Annotated in this window: 13 protein-coding genes; 2 read left to right on the forward strand and 11 right to left on the reverse strand. The window is 73.0% G+C overall.

The genetic code is table 11. The features are described 5' to 3' along the window. Positions 1-33 precede the first annotated feature (33 nt). The 7 genes from ACFWBN_RS30805 to ACFWBN_RS30835 form a co-directional block, all read right to left on the reverse strand. Complete coding sequence (locus tag ACFWBN_RS30805; protein ID WP_385182010.1) at positions 34-3,612, reverse strand: CDP-glycerol glycerophosphotransferase family protein; 3,579 nt, start codon at positions 3,610-3,612, stop codon at positions 34-36. 161 nt (positions 3,613-3,773) lie between these two features. Then, a complete protein-coding gene (locus ACFWBN_RS30810) occupies positions 3,774-4,148 on the reverse strand; it encodes a hypothetical protein (RefSeq protein ID WP_385182014.1) in 375 nt (124 codons plus the stop codon). 90 nt (positions 4,149-4,238) lie between these two features. Beyond that, positions 4,239-4,658, reverse strand: coding sequence for a roadblock/LC7 domain-containing protein (locus tag ACFWBN_RS30815; protein ID WP_385182017.1), 420 nt, complete (start codon positions 4,656-4,658; stop codon positions 4,239-4,241). 71 nt (positions 4,659-4,729) lie between these two features. Beyond that, positions 4,730-5,527 (reverse strand): transcriptional regulator, encoded by a 798-nt coding sequence (locus ACFWBN_RS30820; RefSeq protein ID WP_385182020.1) that lies wholly within the window; start codon positions 5,525-5,527, stop codon positions 4,730-4,732. Further along, positions 5,524-5,925 (reverse strand): hypothetical protein, encoded by a 402-nt coding sequence (locus ACFWBN_RS30825; RefSeq protein WP_385182023.1) that lies wholly within the window; start codon positions 5,923-5,925, stop codon positions 5,524-5,526. The genes ACFWBN_RS30820 and ACFWBN_RS30825 overlap by 4 nt, the downstream gene beginning before the upstream one ends. Before the next feature lie 160 nt (positions 5,926-6,085). Continuing rightward, positions 6,086-6,328, reverse strand: a complete 243-nt coding sequence (locus ACFWBN_RS30830; protein ID WP_385182026.1) for a helix-turn-helix domain-containing protein — start codon at positions 6,326-6,328, stop codon at positions 6,086-6,088. Positions 6,329-6,461: 133 nt separating this feature from the next. Then, positions 6,462-7,025: a TetR/AcrR family transcriptional regulator gene (locus ACFWBN_RS30835; protein WP_385182029.1), complete on the reverse strand. Its 564-nt coding sequence runs from the start codon at positions 7,023-7,025 to the stop codon at positions 6,462-6,464. Positions 7,026-7,142: 117 nt separating this feature from the next. Here ACFWBN_RS30835 and ACFWBN_RS30840 point away from each other — a divergent pair, with 117 nt between their 5' ends. Further along, a complete protein-coding gene (locus ACFWBN_RS30840) occupies positions 7,143-8,390 on the forward strand; it encodes a helix-turn-helix domain-containing protein (protein ID WP_385182032.1) in 1,248 nt (415 codons plus the stop codon). On the opposite strand, the gene ACFWBN_RS30845 is transcribed toward ACFWBN_RS30840, so the two are convergent. The 4 genes from ACFWBN_RS30845 to ACFWBN_RS30860 form a co-directional block, all read right to left on the reverse strand. Further along, the gene (locus tag ACFWBN_RS30845) at positions 8,320-10,233 is read right to left on the reverse strand and encodes an APC family permease (protein ID WP_385182035.1); all 1,914 of its coding nucleotides are present in this window, start codon (positions 10,231-10,233) and stop codon (positions 8,320-8,322) included. The two genes, ACFWBN_RS30840 and ACFWBN_RS30845, sit on opposite strands and share 71 nt — an antisense overlap. Positions 10,234-10,299: 66 nt before the next feature. Next, complete coding sequence (locus tag ACFWBN_RS30850) at positions 10,300-11,868, reverse strand: helix-turn-helix domain-containing protein (protein WP_385182038.1); 1,569 nt, start codon at positions 11,866-11,868, stop codon at positions 10,300-10,302. A gap of 203 nt (positions 11,869-12,071) precedes the next feature. Then, positions 12,072-12,527 (reverse strand): (2Fe-2S)-binding protein, encoded by a 456-nt coding sequence (locus ACFWBN_RS30855; RefSeq protein ID WP_385182041.1) that lies wholly within the window; start codon positions 12,525-12,527, stop codon positions 12,072-12,074. A gap of 21 nt (positions 12,528-12,548) precedes the next feature. Next, positions 12,549-14,777 (reverse strand): molybdopterin cofactor-binding domain-containing protein, encoded by a 2,229-nt coding sequence (locus ACFWBN_RS30860; RefSeq protein WP_385182044.1) that lies wholly within the window; start codon positions 14,775-14,777, stop codon positions 12,549-12,551. Between the two features lie 369 nt (positions 14,778-15,146). Here ACFWBN_RS30860 and ACFWBN_RS30865 point away from each other — a divergent pair, with 369 nt between their 5' ends. Beyond that, positions 15,147-15,395: an SCO4226 family nickel-binding protein gene (locus ACFWBN_RS30865; RefSeq protein WP_385182047.1), complete on the forward strand. Its 249-nt coding sequence runs from the start codon at positions 15,147-15,149 to the stop codon at positions 15,393-15,395. Positions 15,396-15,475: the final 80 nt, after the last annotated feature.

The following is a 15,475-nucleotide window of genomic DNA, read 5'->3' on the forward strand; positions in this document are numbered from 1 at the left end:
GTCTGTGTTCAGCCGGGAATTCGCTCGTACGGGCTACTTCGCGGGGCCCGCACCCAGTTCCAGCATGCGATCGACGACACGCTCGGTCGCGTGGCCGTCGTCCAGGTCGCAGAACTCCTCGCGCCAGGCGGCGCGCGCCTGCGCGTACTGCTCCCCGAGGGCGTCGGCGTTGCGCACGGCCTCGATCAGGCTCGCCGAGTCCGCCAGCAGCGGGCCGGGCGCCTTCTCCTCCAGGTCGAAGTTGAAGCCGCGCAGGGTGCCCCGGTAGTGGTCCAGGTCGTAGGTGAAGAGCAGGATCGGCCGGTCGGTGAGCGCGAAGTCGAAGAGCGCGGACGAGTAGTCCGAGATCAGCACGTCGGCGACGAGCAGCAGGTCCGCCGCGTCGGGCCAGCGGGACACGTCGACGACGAAGCCGTCGCGGACGCCCTCGCGGACCTGCTCGCCCACGTGGTGGTGCCCGCGGACCAGCAGGACGTGGTCCTCGCCCAGCTCGCGGCGCGCCGCCTCCAGGTCGATCCGCAGGTCGAGCTTGTACCCGCCGGAGAAGCCCTCGCAGTTCTCCCGCCACGTGGGCATGTAGAGGACGACCTTCTTGCCCTCGGGGAGGCCGAGCCGCCGCCGGACCTCGGCGACGCGCTGCGCGTCGGGCCGGACGAGGGCGTCCGCGCGCGGGCTGCCGACCTCGATGACCTCGCCCTCGTAGCCGAGGGCGCGCTTGAGGAGCGGCGTGGCGTACGAGCTCGGGGAGGCCAGGAGGGACCACTGGGCGCTGTCGTGCGCCAGACCCTCCAGGATCTCGGGGCTCGTGTAGTAGTCGTGCACGAAGTCGTGCCCGATCTGCTTGATCGGCGTTCCGTGCCACGTCTGGACGACGACCTGCCCGGTACGGCGGTCGAAGCGCCGCGGCACGTTGTCGTTGGTCACGAAGTAGCGGGCGCGGGCCAGCACGTCCCAGGACTCCACGCTGCCGTACTGCACGGCGCGTGCGGTCGCCGGAACCTCGGCGCGGCCGTCGCGGACCAGCCAGATGTGCTCCAGCTCCGCGCCCCGGCGCACCAGTTCCTCGTGGATGGCGCGGGGGGAGTCCCCGGCGCCGGTCCCCTGGAAGGTGTCGTAGACGACCATGTCCTTGACCGGGAGGGCGCGCTGCGCCGGGTAGGTCTCGCACCGGGCGACGCGCTGGGCGAAGTTGGACCGGTCGTGCGGGCTGAGCAGCGGGTCGGCGACCAGCACCATGCGGTCGTGGAAGCGGGTCTCGACCCGCATCCGGCGGCCCCGGACGGTGACGGGGTGCGGCCCCGAGAAGAGCAGGCCCGGGCTCATCTGCACGGGCGCGCCGCGGTCGACACCCAGCAGGCCGGCGGTGGTTCCGCCCTGGGCGACCGGACGCAGCGTGGGCCACCAGCGGCCCTCGGGAAGCGTGGTGCTGCCGGCGTACGCCTCGGGGAGCACCGGCTCGAAGACGCTCTCGAAGGTGTCGCCGTCGCGGGTGACGGGGTAGCTGAACTCCACGCCGTGCACGTTGTGCAGCACGAGCTCGTACGGCTCGTCGGTGGGTGCGACGAACCGGCCCCGCAGGGTCACGGTGCCGTCCGCGGCCTCGACGGTGTCGATCAGCGGCGGCGAGGGCTGCACGGAGAGGGTCAGGTGTCCGGTGTTGCCGCGCTTGGCGAAGAGGGCGCGGCCCGCGTCCTCGCCGGGCAGGCGCACGACGAGGCCGTCGAACCCGCCGCGCTCGTCGTGGACCAGGCGGTGCTCGGTGCCGTCGGCGCCGAGCACGGACAGGCTCCAGGGCTCCGGGGTCCACTCGCCGGGCTCGCACGGGGCGTCCGGTACGGCGGCCAGATCGGCGAGCACCACGCGGGCGGTGAAGGGGATCCGTCCGGCGGCGGCCTGGCCGGTCTCCAGCGGGACGCTGACGACGGTGCCGGTGCTGACGTGGACGGCCTGGAGGGACTGGGCGCCCTTGATCTCGGCGGAGAGTTCGCCGGTGATCTCGACGGCGTCGTCGCCGGCGGAGCGCACGTCCAGGGCGCGGGCACGGACGATCTCCACCTGGATGGTGAGGGATCCGGCGACCGTGGGCATGACACGGACGTCCGGGGCCACCCAGTGCGCGGGCGGGTTCTGGCCGGTGTCGTGCTCACCGCCCCTGAGGCGGGCGCGGTGCAGGCCGCCGGCGCCGGTGACGGCGATGGAGGTGGTCCATATTCCCTCGTGCCACTTGCCGCCCGACTGGAAGATCGACGGGTCGACGACCGCGGTGAAGCCGGCCCAGTCGGCGTGCCGCAGGGCGAGGTGCGGGGACATCACGGTGGCCATCGGGGAGGCGACCGTACGGGTGCTGACGACCGAGCGGCGGCGCTTGCCACCCTCCCGGAAGACCAGCATCTTGCGGGAGCCGACGCGGCTCTCCGCACCGAGGTGGCCGGGGAGCGCGTAGCCGCGCAGCAGCAGCTTGCCGTCGGCCCAGGCCGCCTGCTCCAGGCGGCTGACGACGCGGCGCTCGCGCGGGCCGAGGGTGAGGATCTTGGCCGGGACCGGCGGGCGGCCCTGGAGGAAGGGGTAGTCCGCCTGCGGGCGGGCCAGGCCCTTGACCGGGACGCTGTAGTGGAAGTCGCGCTGGTGGTCCTGGAGGGCGATGAAGTCCTCGACGCGGCCTTCGCCGGCGAGGTACGCCTTGAGGCGGTCGGCGACGGTCAGGTCCGACCAGGGGCCGGTGCCGATCTCCCGGATGAGGCCGCCGACCTCCTTGACGAACGCGGCGCGGAAGTCCGGGCCGCCCTCACCGACGTACTTGTAGATGAGCGGGAGCTCCTCGCTCAGCACGTTGTAGTCGTAGTCGCGCAGGTAGCGGGCGTACTTGGCGCCCTGCTTGGCCTTGAGGGACTCGCGGACCAGGCGTACGGAGGTCACGCGGTCGATGAGGGAGACCGGGTCCGTGGAGCGCTGGGTGATGGAGCGCTCGCCCGTCTCGCGGACGCGCCAGTGGTAGACGCAGTCGCTGATGATGTCGACGCTGGACGCGAAGTAGTGCGCGGGGATGCTGACCGGGGCGTCCTCGTAGAGGATGCCCTCCGGGTACTGGAAGCCGTGCTCGTCCCAGAAGGTGCGCCGGTAGACCTTGTTCCACGCGGTGCGGTCGGTGACCAGCGCCGGGAACTTGGAGATGTGGGTCTTCAGCTGCGTCCTGGCGAAGGCGGCGCGGTGCCCCCAGGACTGCTGCATGCCGACGGAGCGGAAGCGCTTCACGTTGCCGCCGGCGAAGTCCGAGCCGGTCTCGTCGAGCGCTCCGATGAGCCGCTCGTAGGCGTAGTCCGGCATCGTGTCGTCACTGTCGACGAAGGCCAGGTACTCGCTGTCCGGGTGCGCGTGACGGGCGCCCACGTTGCGGGCGGCGCCGAGACCGGCGTTCTCCTGCATCACCACTCGGAAACGCTTGTCGCGCTGGGCGAAGGCCTTCGCGATGACGGCGCTGGTGTCCGTGGACCCGTCGTCCACGAGGATGACCTCGAAGTCGTCGAAGGTCTGAGCGGCGATGGATTCCAGGCACTCGTCGAGGTAGAGCTCGACGTTGTAGACGGGGACGACGATGCTCAGGCGCGGTGGCATGGGTGGCGGATTCTCCAGCGTTTTAATCTTTATCGATGATCAGCTCACAGCATCTTACTCTGTAGCAGAATCATGAACTCCTCCCTATTCGGACATACCAGAGCTGATCGCCGGGGCGGACGGCAAAGAATTAAGCCGCCCGCCACCTCAACGATCCCCGGTCAGACCTCCAGCTCGGACTCGATCTTCTTCAACTGGTGGCGGGCCATCGCGAGGTTGGCCCGCCCCTTGTCGAGGGCCAGGTAGAGGAAGAAGCCCGAGGTGCCCCGGCCCTTGAGGAGGCGGATCAGGTGGTACTGGCCGCCGAGGGTGATGAGGATGTCCTCGATCTCGTCCTTGAGGCCGAGCAACTCCATCGTGCGGACCTTGGCGCGCACCACGTCCGTGTTGCCGGCGGCCGCGACCGTGAGGTCGAGGTCCTTCCCGCCGCCGACGGTTCCGAGGGCCATGCCGCTGCCGTAGTCGACCAGGGCGGCGCCGAGCGCGCCGTCGATGGTGGTGGTGGCTTCCTTGAGAGCGGTCTCGACGTTCGCCATGAGAGGTTCCTCTTTCCCTTTTCACTGTGACTGTCGTGGTCGGTTGCCGTGTGGCTGTGGCTGTGGCTGCTGTGGCTGTGCTGGATCGGTTCAGGCGGGCGGGACGTCGGCGCCCCGCCGCCCGAGGGTGTGGTCGATGAGCTCCGCTATGCGCAGGCTGGAGCGCCGGGCCTCCAGGTGGAGGCGCCCCACGTTGATGCGCGGCTCGGCCGTCAGCGTGAGGACGGCCGCCTCGCCCGCGGCGTAGGTGGCCACGTACCCGAGCTCTCCGCGCACCAGCAGCTCCCGGAATCCGCCCTGGCCGGTGCTGTCGCTCAGCCGCTGGGCGACCCCGAGGGCGGCCGCGGTCAGCGCGGCGACGGTCTCCGCCTCGGAGGCGGCGCTGTCCCGGGCGAGCACCAGGCCGTCGGCACTGGCGGCGAGGGCGCCGGTGAGCTGGGGTACCCGGGCCCGCAGCCTGCGGAGCTCGGCGAGTATCTCGGCTTCCGCCTCGGCGGGCACCGTGCTCATGTCGGCCTTTCTCCTTTCTGGCTGCCTCCGCTCGGAGCGGTCGGCGCGCAGGGCCGGTCGCAGCGGGAGCCTCACAGGCTTGCCTCCAGTGCGTCGCGTAACCGGCGGAGCAGCGCCACGTCCGGGGATTGGGTCTGGGTCATCCAGTCGGGCAGGGGTTCCGCGGCCGCCGGCGGGGCCGGAGCGTGCGGGGTCTCGACCAGTCCGGCCGCCGCCAGGCGCCGTACGTCGAGCAGCGTGTGGAAGGCCGGCCGGCCCAGGACCCACGCGAGGTCCGCGGGGGTGCGTACGCCGTCCGCCCGGGCCAGCAGGATCCGCTGCCTGGCGGTCACGGTCTGGCCGGGCGCGGCGGGCCGCGGCACCACCGGGGCGGTGTCGAGCAGCGGGTACGGCCAGACCGCGTCGAGCAGCTCCCGGCGGCGGCGGGTCTCCCGTTCCACGGCGGCGGCCGGGACCGAGCGGTCGGAGCCGATCCAGTGGGTGGCCCCGCGGCGGAACCGGGAGGGCCCGCTGCCCGGGGACAGGGCGAAGAAGGCCGCGTCGAAGATGGCGGCGAGGTGGCAGATCTCCAGCTCGCCGCCCGCGAGGCCGCCGCTGTCCACGAGGAAGCGGGCCACCTGGCGGCGGGCGCCGGCCCGGTCCACGGCCTCGCGCCAGCGCTCGGGGGCCAGCGCGCCGCCGGTGGTGAGCAGGACGTCGAGGCCGGGGGTGGCCGGGCTCTCGGCGTGCACGATGCGGCCGTCCTCTAGGAAGAGGGTGCCCCGGTCGCGCAGCAGGGCGCCGGTGGCACGCTCGGCGGCGAGCCGGGTGAGGAGGGGCGAGACGGCGGCGAAGGCGGTCGCGACGGGGGCCGGGGGCGGGGTGGTCATCTGAGCACCAGCCCCTCGGCGAGGGCGCGGAGTTTGTGGCGGGCGAGGGCGAGGTTGCCGTCGCGGTCGAGCCAGAGGTGCAGGAAGACGCTGCTGTCGAAGCTCGTCTCGACGAAGCGGAGCACGTGGTAGCCGGTGCGGGTGGTGACGATCAGGTCCTCGACGGGCGGGCCGGCGGCGTCACCGCGTAAGGGAGCCCCGTCCGCCGGGGCGAAGGACTCGTACTCGGCGGCCGCGCGGGCCAGCTCGGCGGTCTCGGCGGCGGTGGTCTCGTGGTCCCCGACGGGCGAGTCCCCCGCGGTGCCGAGGGCCAGTCCGCTGCTCCAGTCGACCAGCGCGGCCCCCCGCGCACCAGGCAGGGCCATGGCTTCGAGCAGGCATTCGTCGATCCCGGGCACGCGGGCTCCCCTCCCGGCCGGACGTGCTGGGTGCACGGTCGTACGGCGCGACAGGAGGGAACTTACTCAACTTCCACAGTGCGGAAGGGCCTTCTGGCATTTTCCGCTGGAACATGCGCGGAACCGCACGACTGTGTGGCCGGAACCCGTCGACTTTTGATCACGAAGCGAGCGGAAGATCGTCCGCGAGCCGGAACGACCCGCCCTCGCGCTCGACGTAGCCCTCGTGGCTGAGGGTGCGCAGCAGGTGGTAGACGGTGGGCAGCGGAATGCCGGTGAGCCGGGCGAGCCGCTTGGCCGTGGCCCCGCCTTCGGCGTACATCGCTTCCACGAGGCGTAGTGCGCGCTGCACGGAACCGATCAGGGTGGGTGTGCTGTCCTTCTGACTGCCGTCGGTGCCCATGAGTAGTCCCCCTGCTCCGGTACGAGGCCTGGCAAACCCATCAAAGTCGCTCACCGGCCGCAAAACCAGCTGACTCGCGTAAACCTGAGCATAAGATCACCGGACCCCGCCCGGACGCGCGGCGGTCGCGCCGTCAGGGCGTGGGCGGCTGCGGGAGGAGGCGTTCGACCATCGCCTCCATGAGGGCCTCCGCCGGGTAGCCGTCCAGCATCGTCGGCGCCGTCAGGTCGTCCACGATCAGGCCCAGCATCGCGAGGTAGAGCAGCACCACGCCCTGCCGGTCTCCCGGCAGGCCCGCCTCCAGGTGCCAGGCGACGTTCGCGTCGAGCTCCGCCCGCTGGAAGCCGGCCAGCTCGGCCTGGAGTTCGGGGCGCCGGGTGCCCTCCAGCCGCAGCTCCAGCATCGCGATGTGCACGCTGCGCTCGCGGCGCATCCGCTCCAGGAGCCGCCCGAGCAGCACCTTGGTGTCCAGCGGGCCGGCCAGGTCGGCGGGGTCCGGGGTCAGCCGCTCCCGGGTGCGGTGCAGGATCTGGACGAGCAGCTGGGCCCGGTTGGCGAAGTAGTTGGAGGAGGTGCCCGTCGGGACGGCCGCCTCCGCGTCCACCGCGCGCAGCGTCAGTCCGCGCGAGCCCTCGCGCGCCAGGACTTCGATCGCGGCGTCGAGGAGCGCGGCGCGGCGCTGCGGGTTCTGGCGCATGGCGGGTCCCTGGGGGTCGACGGTGAGCACTGCAACTGCAGTGCTTCGCACACGGTAGCGGATGCGGACGGTCCGGGCCCTCCCCACCGCCCCCTCCCCCGTGTCAGGCTGCCCGTCATGGAGCGGATCATCGAGGAGATACGCGAGGACCTGTCCCGCCGGATCGCCGTGGCGGCGGACCGGCTCGCCGACCGGACGCTGGCCGAGGATCCCGCGTACGCCGCCCTGCTCGGCCGCGCCGAGCTGCGCGAGCGGATCCACCACAACCTCCGCCAGGCCGTCGAGGGCCTGGTCCGCAGCTCCCGCGGCCTGCCCGTGGACCTGGCCGACGCCCGGGCCACCGGCACCCTGCGGGCCGAGCAGGGACTGCCGCTCGGCTCCCTGCTGCGCACCTACCGCCGCGGCGGGCGGCTGCTCTGGCAGACCCTCACCGAGGCCGTGGCCTCGTACGACCGGGCGGCGCTGCCCCGGCTGCTGCCGGGCGCGACCACCTTGTGGGACGTACTGGACCAGATGACGGACGCCGTGTCCGAGTCCTACCGGGTTGCGGAGGCCGCGCGCACCGACCGCGACCGGGAGCGCCGCGCGGCCCTGCTCGACGCCCTGCTGGACGGGGCGGCCGCCACCGACGGGCCCGCCGCCTCGGAGGCCGCGGCCCAGCTGGGGCTGCCCGAGCGGGGCCGCTTCGCGGTGGTCGTGGTGGCCGCCGCGGACGGTCCGGCCCACCCGGCGGAGAGACCCGGGGCCACCGGCGCGCCGCGCGTGCTGTGGCGGATCCGCGCCGGCGGCGAGACCGGCCTGGTGGAGCTGGGCCACCATCCGCTGGAGTCCGTACGGGAGCTGCTCGCGCCGCTCGGGCTCCGGGCGGGGGTCAGCCCCGTCGTGGAGGCGCCGGCCGAGCTGGCCCGGGCGCACCGGCTGGCGGCCCTTGCGCTGCGCACCGCCCCCGCGTCCGGCGGCCCGCGCACCGCGCTGCTCGACGAGGGGCTGCCCGCGGCGCTGGTCGCGGCCCAGGCCGAACTCGCGGGCCGGTTGCGGAAGGTGGTGCTGGGGCCCGTACTGGCGCTGCCCGCGGAGGACTGCCGAGTGCTGCTGACCACCCTGGGCACCTGGCTGGCCTGCCGCGGTTCCACGACGTCCGCCGCGCAGCGGCTGTACTGCCACCGCAACACCGTCTCCAACCGGCTGCGCCGCCTGGAGCAGCTCACCGGCCGGTCCCTGGCCGACCCCCGGCACGTGGTGGAGCTGACGCTGGCGCACGCGGCGGTGGTGCAGCGCGCCGCGGCGGAGCCCGCTACTGCGGGCCCTCCTGGCGCGCCGACTCCAGCAGGTACGGCACGTCGATCACCGCGACCCCGGGCGTGAACAGCAGCCGCGCCTTCAGCCGCAGCGCGTTCTGGTTGTGGAGGGGCTGCTCCCACCAGTGGCCCACCACGTACTCGGGGATCACCACCGACAGGATGTCCGTCGATGTGTCCGCGGCCAGTTCCTGCACGTGGGCCAGGATCGGGCCCACCACCTCGCGGTACGGCGAGTGGAGGATCTTCAGCGGGAGTCCGGGGTCGTGCTCGGCCCACTCCTCGCGCAGCCGGGCCGCTTCCTCCTCGTCCGCCGCGACGGTGACCGCCGTCAGCGTGTCCGGGCGCAGCGCCTGCGCGTAGCCGATGGCCTTGAGGGTCGGTGCGTGCACGGAGGAGACCAGGACCAGGACGTGGTGGCGGGCGGGCTTGCGCGGTTTGGCGTCGGGGGCGACGGCGACCTGCCGGGCCACCTGGTCGTAGTGGCGGCGTACGCCCTTCATGCCGAGGAAGAGCAGCGGCATGGCGATGACGACCAGCCAGGCCCCGTGCGTGAACTTGGTGATGAGGACGATGACCAGGACCAGGGCGGTCAGGGTGGCGCCGACCGCGTTGATGGCGAGCCGGCGGTGGATGTGCACGCGCTCCTCCCGCGGGGTGGCGGGCGAGGCGAGCTCCTTCCTCCAGTGCCTGACCATGCCGGCCTGGGAGAGCGTGAAGGAGACGAAGACGCCGATGATGTAGAGCTGGATGAGGCGGGTCAGTTCGGCGTCGAAGGCGACGATGAGGGCGATGGCGGCGAGCGCGAGCAGGATGACGCCGTTGGAGTAGACGAGCCGGTCGCCGCGGTTGAAGAGCTGGCGGGGCGCGTAGCGGTCCTTGGCCAGGATCGAGGCGAGCATCGGGAAGCCGTTGAAGGCGGTGTTGGCGGCGAGGATCAGCACGCCGGCGGTGACGGCCTGGAGCAGGTAGAAGAGGAAGTGCCAGCTCCCGAAGGTGGCGCGGCCGATCTGGGCGAGCGCGGTGGACATCGGGGTGCCGGGGGCCAGGCCCAGTTCGGTGGGGTCGGCCGCGGCGTGCACCTGGTACGCCATGGCGAGCGCGGTGATGCCCACGAACATGGTCACGGAGAGCACGCCCATCGCGGCGAGGGTGGTCGCCGCGTTCTTGGCCTTGGGCTTCTGGAAGGCGGGGACCCCGTTGCTGATCGCCTCGACGCCGGTGAGCGCGGTACAGCCGGAGGCGAAGGCGCGCATCGCGAGGAGGACGAGGGCGATTCCGGTGTAGGTGCCTTCCGCGGTGATCGGCAGGTGGGCGGACTCGGCGCGGATGGTCTCGCCGGTGGCCAGCCGTACCGCGGCGAAGGCGAACATGAGGTAGATGACCAGGACGAAGCCGTAGGTGGGGAGGGCGAAGACGCGGCCCGACTCGCGGACGCCGCGCAGGTTCATCAGGGTCAGCAGCACCACGAACCCCACGGACATGCCCACTTGGTGGTCGCTGAGCGAGGGGATGGCGGAGGTGATGGCGGCGACTCCGGAGACGACGGAGACGGCGACGGTCATCACGTAGTCGATGAGCAGCGCGCTGGCGGCGGTGAGGGCGGCGGTGGTTCCGAGGTTCTCGGAGCTGACGATGTAGGCACCGCCGCCGCCGGGGTAGGCGTGGCAGGTCTGCCGGTACGAGGCGATGACCACCACCAGCAGGAAGACGATCGCGGCGGCCGCGTACCAGGTGAGGTGGAGCAGCGCGACGCCGCCGAGGGCGAGGATCAGCAGGATCTCCTCGGTGGCGTAGGCCACCGAGGAGAGCGGGTCGCTGCAGAAGATCGGCAGGGCGAGCCGTTTGGGCAGCAGGGTCTCGCCCAGGCGCGCGGTGTCGAGGGCTTCACCGACCAGCACTCGTTTCATATTGATACGCCTCATTGGGGCATGATCGTGCACGATCTGCCCCATTCAGCCCTTTTGGGGACTGTGTCACCCGGCGAGCTCCTCGGCCCGGTGCGCCAGCCACAGGTCGTGGCGGGCGCTCGGGGATTGCAGCAGGGAGCGCTCCAGCAGCGCTTCGACGCGGGTCAGCCGCTTGCGGGCGCCCGGGACGGAGATGCCCAGCGCGGCGGCGGCCGGGGCGAGTTGGGCGTCGTGCGCCAGCCAGGTGCGGACGGTCTCGCGGACGCCCGGCGGGGCATCGGGTCCGGCCAGCGGGCGCAGGTGGGCGCGGGCCCAGGCGGTCAGGCGGGGGTCGCTCAGCACCGCGTCGAGATCCGGGAGGTCCGCGTTCAGGCCTCCGTCAGGGGAGCCCGCGCCCGGGGCGCCTGCGTCCGGGGCGCCTGCGTCCGGGGCACCTGCGTCCGGGGCACCTGCGTCCGGGGCACCTGCGTCCGGGGCGCCTACGCCCGGGGAGCCTACGCCCGGGGAGCCCGCCTCCGGAGATCCCGCGTTCGTGACCCCCGCCCCCGAGGTCAGCCGCAGCGCCAGCGAGAGCGCCGCCTGGTCCCCGAGGCGCGCCAGGTCCAGGCCCAGCACGGCCTCGACCAGCCGGATCCTGGCGGCCAGGGTGTTGCGGTGGACCTTCAGCAGCCGGGTCGCGTGCGAGGTGAAGTTCAGCCAGGCGTGCGCGGTCGCCCGCAGCTCCTGCGCGCCCGGGTCCTGCGGGCGCCGGGGCGCGTACGCGTGCAGGGGCGCGAGCAGCGCCCTGGCCCAGCCGGCGCCCGCCCCGTGGGCGGCGAGCTCCAGCTCGGGCCCCGGCCCGAAGCGGGCATGGCGTTCGGCGCGGCCCCGGGCGACGGCCAGGGCGTGGAAGGCCTGCGCATAGGCGGCCGGCGCCTCCCGCAGGCACATCTCCCCGCTGACCCCGACCGTGCAGTCGGGGGCCACCCCCACCAGCGCCCCCGCCAGGGGGTCGTGGTCACCCGGAGCGGCCGCCGGGTCCGCCGGCACGAGCACGATGAGGTGGCGTACGTAGACCGGGCAGCGCACGATCCACGCGCGGCCGCCCGTCAGCTCCTGGCACAGCCGGGCCACTTCGGCGCGCTGCCCGGTCCGGCATTCGACGACGTACATCCGCATCGGTTCGGGCAGCGAGGGACCGAGCGCCTCGGCGATCTGGTGCGCCGTGGACATCCGCCCGTTCATCAGCAGGTGCAGCACCGCCTCGCGGGCCCGCGCCTCGGCGAGCCCGGCCCGCTCCTCGCGCCGCGCGGCCTCCTCCGCGCGCAGCACGAGGGCGAGCGGTACGGCGGCGTCGGCGAGCAGGGTGGCGGCCCCGGAATCGTGCGGCTGCGCCCGTACGGCGGCCAGCGTGCGGCGGCCGTCGAGGGCGAACAGCAGCGTGGCCGGGCCGCCGCTCTGCAGGACGGCCGACCGTACGCCGCGCTCCCGCATCTCGGCGGCGCCCCGTACGGCGGCCTCGGGTCCCCGCGGCTCCTCGGCGTCCACCACTCCGGTCCACCCGCCCAGCCGGGCGGCGAGCCACTCGAGCAGCGCGGCCGACCCGCCGGTGTGGGCGAGCCGGTGGACCTTGAGGACGTCGTCGGACCGGGCCATCACCGCATTCAACCACCGGCCGCACACTGTGCGCTGTGATACCCGTCCCGGCCCGACACTGGGCGGAACGAACCCTGCCAACAAGCCTGCACCCGCATAGCTTTGACCACGAGCGGCCGATCCCGGCGCGGCCCAGTCCGCTGGGCACGGGGGAAGCTCCGGGATCCGCTGCCGCCGCGTCCCCTCCACATCGCCTGCACCGCCTACATCTTCGCCGCCGCGCTGCGGATGGCCTCGCGGATGCGGAAGTAGGTTCCGCAGCGGCAGATGTTGGCGATGGCGTCGATGTCCTCGTCGGTGGGCTGGCTCGTGCGCTTGAGCAGGGCGACGGCCGCCATGATCTGACCGGGCTGGCAGAAACCGCACTGCGCGACGTCCTGTTCGAGCCAGGCCTCCTGCACCGGGTGCAGGTCGTCCCCGTCGGCCAGCCCCTCGATGGTGGTCACCGTCTTCCCCGCGCAGGCGGAGACGGGCACCACGCACGGCCGGATGTCGGAGCCGTCGAGGTGGCTGGTGCAGGCCTTGCAGACGTCCACACCGCAGCCGTACTTGGGGCCGCGCACCCCGAGCATGTCGCGGAGCACCCACAGCAGGGGCAGATCGTCGGGCGCGTCCACGGTGACGCTCTGCCCGTTGACGGTGAAGGTGTGCGAGGGCACGGCGTACTCCTGGCTCCGGGGCTATCGGGGGTAGGGGGTGAAGTCGACGTCGAAGTCGAGCGGGAAGCTGCGCGGCTTGGAACCCGTGGCCCGGGCCCAGGCGTTGGCGATCGCACCGACGGCCGCGGGGACCCCGAGCTCGCCCGCGCCGCCCGGCTCCTCGCCGGTGGCCGGCAGGACGAAGACCCGGACGTCGCGCGGGGAGTCCCGCTGCTGCGCCCAGTGGAACTGGCTGTAACTGCCTTCCAGCGGGAGCCCCTTGTCGATGTGGATCCCGGCGCGCAGGGTGGTGGAGATGGCGTCGGTGAGGCCGCCCATCATCTGGGCCTCCAGCCCGCGCGGGTTCACGGGCAGGCCCACGTCCACGGCGATGACGGCCTTGGTCACGCGGGCGCGCTCCGGATCGCGGGTGTCGATCTCGACCAGGCAGGCGGTGCGGGACTTGTACTCCTCGTGGAAGGCGATGCCCTGCGCGCACCCGGGCGCCATCGGCCGCCCCCACTCCCCTTCCTGCGCCACCTTGTCGAGTACGGCGCGCTGGGCGTCGGTCTTGAGGAAGGTGCGCCGGAACCGGTACGGGTCCTTGCCGGTCGCGGCGGCGAGTTCGTCGACCACGATCTCCTCGGCGCCGCGCGTGTTGGCGGAGTACACCGAGCGCCAGGAGCCGGTGGGGATGCCGGTCGGCACCTCGGTGAGGGCCTGGGTGGTGAGCCCGAAGTGGTACGGGGACTTCACCGTGGTCAGGAACAGGGTCTGGGCGAGCGTCGCGTTGCCGATGCCGAGCGGCAGGCTCGCCGCGGTGGCGGTGATGATCTCGCCGAGCCCGTGCCGGAAGTCGGTTTCGGCGGCGGCGACGCGGTGCTCGAAGCTGAGCACCTCGCCGAGGAGGTGGGTGGCCCGGATCTTGTGGTGGGTGGCGGGGCGCATCCGGCCGTGCCGGGTGTCGTCGACGCGGGTCCACATCAGCCTGACCGGGCGGCGGCAGGCCTTGGATATCCGGGCCGCCTCCAGGGCCGCGTCGAAGAAGAGGCGGCGGCCGAAGGAGCCCCCGGCCTGGACCACGTGCACCTTCACCTTGTCCAGGGGCAGGCCGAGGTCGGCGGCGATCGTCTCGCGGGCCACGATCGGGGACTTGAGGCCGGACCAGATCTCGGCGCGGTCGTCCCGTACGTCGGCAACGGCGGAGTTGGTCTCCATCGGGGCGTGGCTGACGAAGGCGAAGTCGAACTCGGCGTCGACGTACGGGGTCAGCAGCGGCGGCACGAGCAGCGGCGGGGTGGCGGCGCGCAGCTTCGTGCGGATCTGCGCGTCGGAGAGCTGGTCCGCGGGGCCGGGGCCCCAGGTGACCTGGAGGGCGGCCTTGGCGTCGAGGGCCTGGCCGAAGGTCTCGGCGACGACGGCGACGCCGGTCTTGACGGTCACCACGTGCAGGACGCCGGGCATGGCCTTGACGGCGGCGAGGTTGGCGACGGTGCGGACGCTGCCGCCGAGGGTGGGCGGGCGGCGCACCACGCAGGGCTTGGCGCCGGGCACGTCGAGGTCGAGGGTGTACTGCTGGGCGCCGGTGACCATGGCGCGGGCGTCGACGCGGCTGGTCGCCTTGCCCACGAGGGTGTGCTTCGCCCTCTTCTTGGGGGTGGCGCCGAGCACGATGAGGCCCGGGTCGGCGGCGGCCGCGGCGAGGCCGCCGTAGTCGGCGGTGCGGCCGTCGGGGGCGCGGACGGCGCCGTTCGCGGTGGTCAGCGTGGCCGGGGACAGGCCCCAGCGGGCGCCGGCGGCCGCGACGAGACGGGCCCGGGCGGTGGCGGCGCACTGCCGGACGGGCCCGTAGAGGGAGCGGATGGAATTGGAGGAGCCGGTGAGCTGGTTGAAGAGCAGCTCGGGGCGCGCGTCGTCCAGCTCCACCCGTACGTCGGCCAGCGGCGCGTCGAGCTCCTCCGCGACCAGCATGGCCACGGCGGTGGTGAGGCCCTGGCCGACCTCCTCGCGCGGCAGCCGGAAGCGGATGGTGCCGTCCGCCTCGACGGCGAGGGCCAGCAGCGCGGAGGTGGGCGCGCCGGCCAGGATGAACAGGTCGCCGAGGTCGATCACATCGGCGATGGCGGGCAGCGAGGGCACCACGGCGTGGGCAGGCTGCGGGGCCAGTACGTCGGCGCCGGCGCGGGTGACGAGGGCCAGGGTCGGCGCCGCGACGAGGTAGGTGAGGAGGGAGCGGCGGCTGTGCCCCGCCGGGTGGTGCTGCCCGGTCATGTCGTTGTGTCCCCACCCTGCGCGGGCCCGCGCTCGTGCGGACCTCCCCCGGCTCATTACCGACACGTAGAGTAGCCACGGCGGGATGCGGTGGGAAGCCCGGGGGCGGGGCCCGCCGGGTTTGCGGACATACCGTCAGACGAGACGCATGCGCGGGCGGCGGCAGGATGTGCACGACGTGCCGGCGGATACCGGAGCGCGGGGTCCTTCGTTCGGGGGTACCGCGGTCACCGCCTTGATTCGGTCTTTACGCGATGGGGGAAGCGGGGGGCCTCGTACACCTCGGCCGTACGATCGATCCGGCTCCTCCGATGGGCCGGTTTCCGGCCGCGGGCGGACGATGGAGGAAACGGAAGGAGGTGCCCCGACATGGCCACCTTCATGGATGTCCACACGGGCATGAAAGGCATCACCGCCGAACAGCTGATGGCCGCGCACCGCGCGGACCTGGCGATCGAGGGCGAGGAAGGCGTGCACTTCGAGAGGGCGTGGGCCGACCCCGAGGCGGGCACGGTCTACTGCCTGTCGACGGGACCGTCCGCCGACGCGGTGCAGCGCATCCACGAGCGGACCGGGCACCCGGCGAACGAGATTCACCCGGTGCCGCTGAGCGTCTAGCGACGGCCACTGACCGGATTCGTTCGCACGCGAAAAGGAGGTCGAGAGGCCTGCGGCATATGCCAGGAGCAAGACCGTTA

The organism is Streptomyces sp. NPDC059989 (assembly GCF_042736975.1).
Lineage (GTDB): Bacteria > Actinomycetota > Actinomycetes > Streptomycetales > Streptomycetaceae > Streptomyces.

What these genes read in the sequence shown, in the direction of transcription:
- ACFWBN_RS30820 (WP_385182020.1), bottom strand. Translation starts at nt 5,527, where the DNA reads ATGACCACCCCGCCCCCGGCCCCCGTCGCGACCGCCTTCGCCGCCGTC.
- ACFWBN_RS30815 (WP_385182017.1), bottom strand. Translation starts at nt 4,658, where the DNA reads ATGAGCACGGTGCCCGCCGAGGCGGAAGCCGAGATACTCGCCGAGCTC.
- ACFWBN_RS30865 (WP_385182047.1), top strand. Translation starts at nt 15,147, where the DNA reads ATGGCCACCTTCATGGATGTCCACACGGGCATGAAAGGCATCACCGCC.
- ACFWBN_RS30850 (WP_385182038.1), bottom strand. Translation starts at nt 11,868, where the DNA reads ATGGCCCGGTCCGACGACGTCCTCAAGGTCCACCGGCTCGCCCACACC.
- ACFWBN_RS30830 (WP_385182026.1), bottom strand. Translation starts at nt 6,328, where the DNA reads ATGGGCACCGACGGCAGTCAGAAGGACAGCACACCCACCCTGATCGGT.
- ACFWBN_RS30845 (WP_385182035.1), bottom strand. Translation starts at nt 10,233, where the DNA reads ATGAAACGAGTGCTGGTCGGTGAAGCCCTCGACACCGCGCGCCTGGGC.
- ACFWBN_RS30860 (WP_385182044.1), bottom strand. Translation starts at nt 14,777, where the DNA reads ATGACCGGGCAGCACCACCCGGCGGGGCACAGCCGCCGCTCCCTCCTC.
- ACFWBN_RS30805 (WP_385182010.1), bottom strand. Translation starts at nt 3,612, where the DNA reads ATGCCACCGCGCCTGAGCATCGTCGTCCCCGTCTACAACGTCGAGCTC.
- ACFWBN_RS30810 (WP_385182014.1), bottom strand. Translation starts at nt 4,148, where the DNA reads ATGGCGAACGTCGAGACCGCTCTCAAGGAAGCCACCACCACCATCGAC.
- ACFWBN_RS30840 (WP_385182032.1), top strand. Translation starts at nt 7,143, where the DNA reads ATGGAGCGGATCATCGAGGAGATACGCGAGGACCTGTCCCGCCGGATC.
- ACFWBN_RS30835 (WP_385182029.1), bottom strand. Translation starts at nt 7,025, where the DNA reads ATGCGCCAGAACCCGCAGCGCCGCGCCGCGCTCCTCGACGCCGCGATC.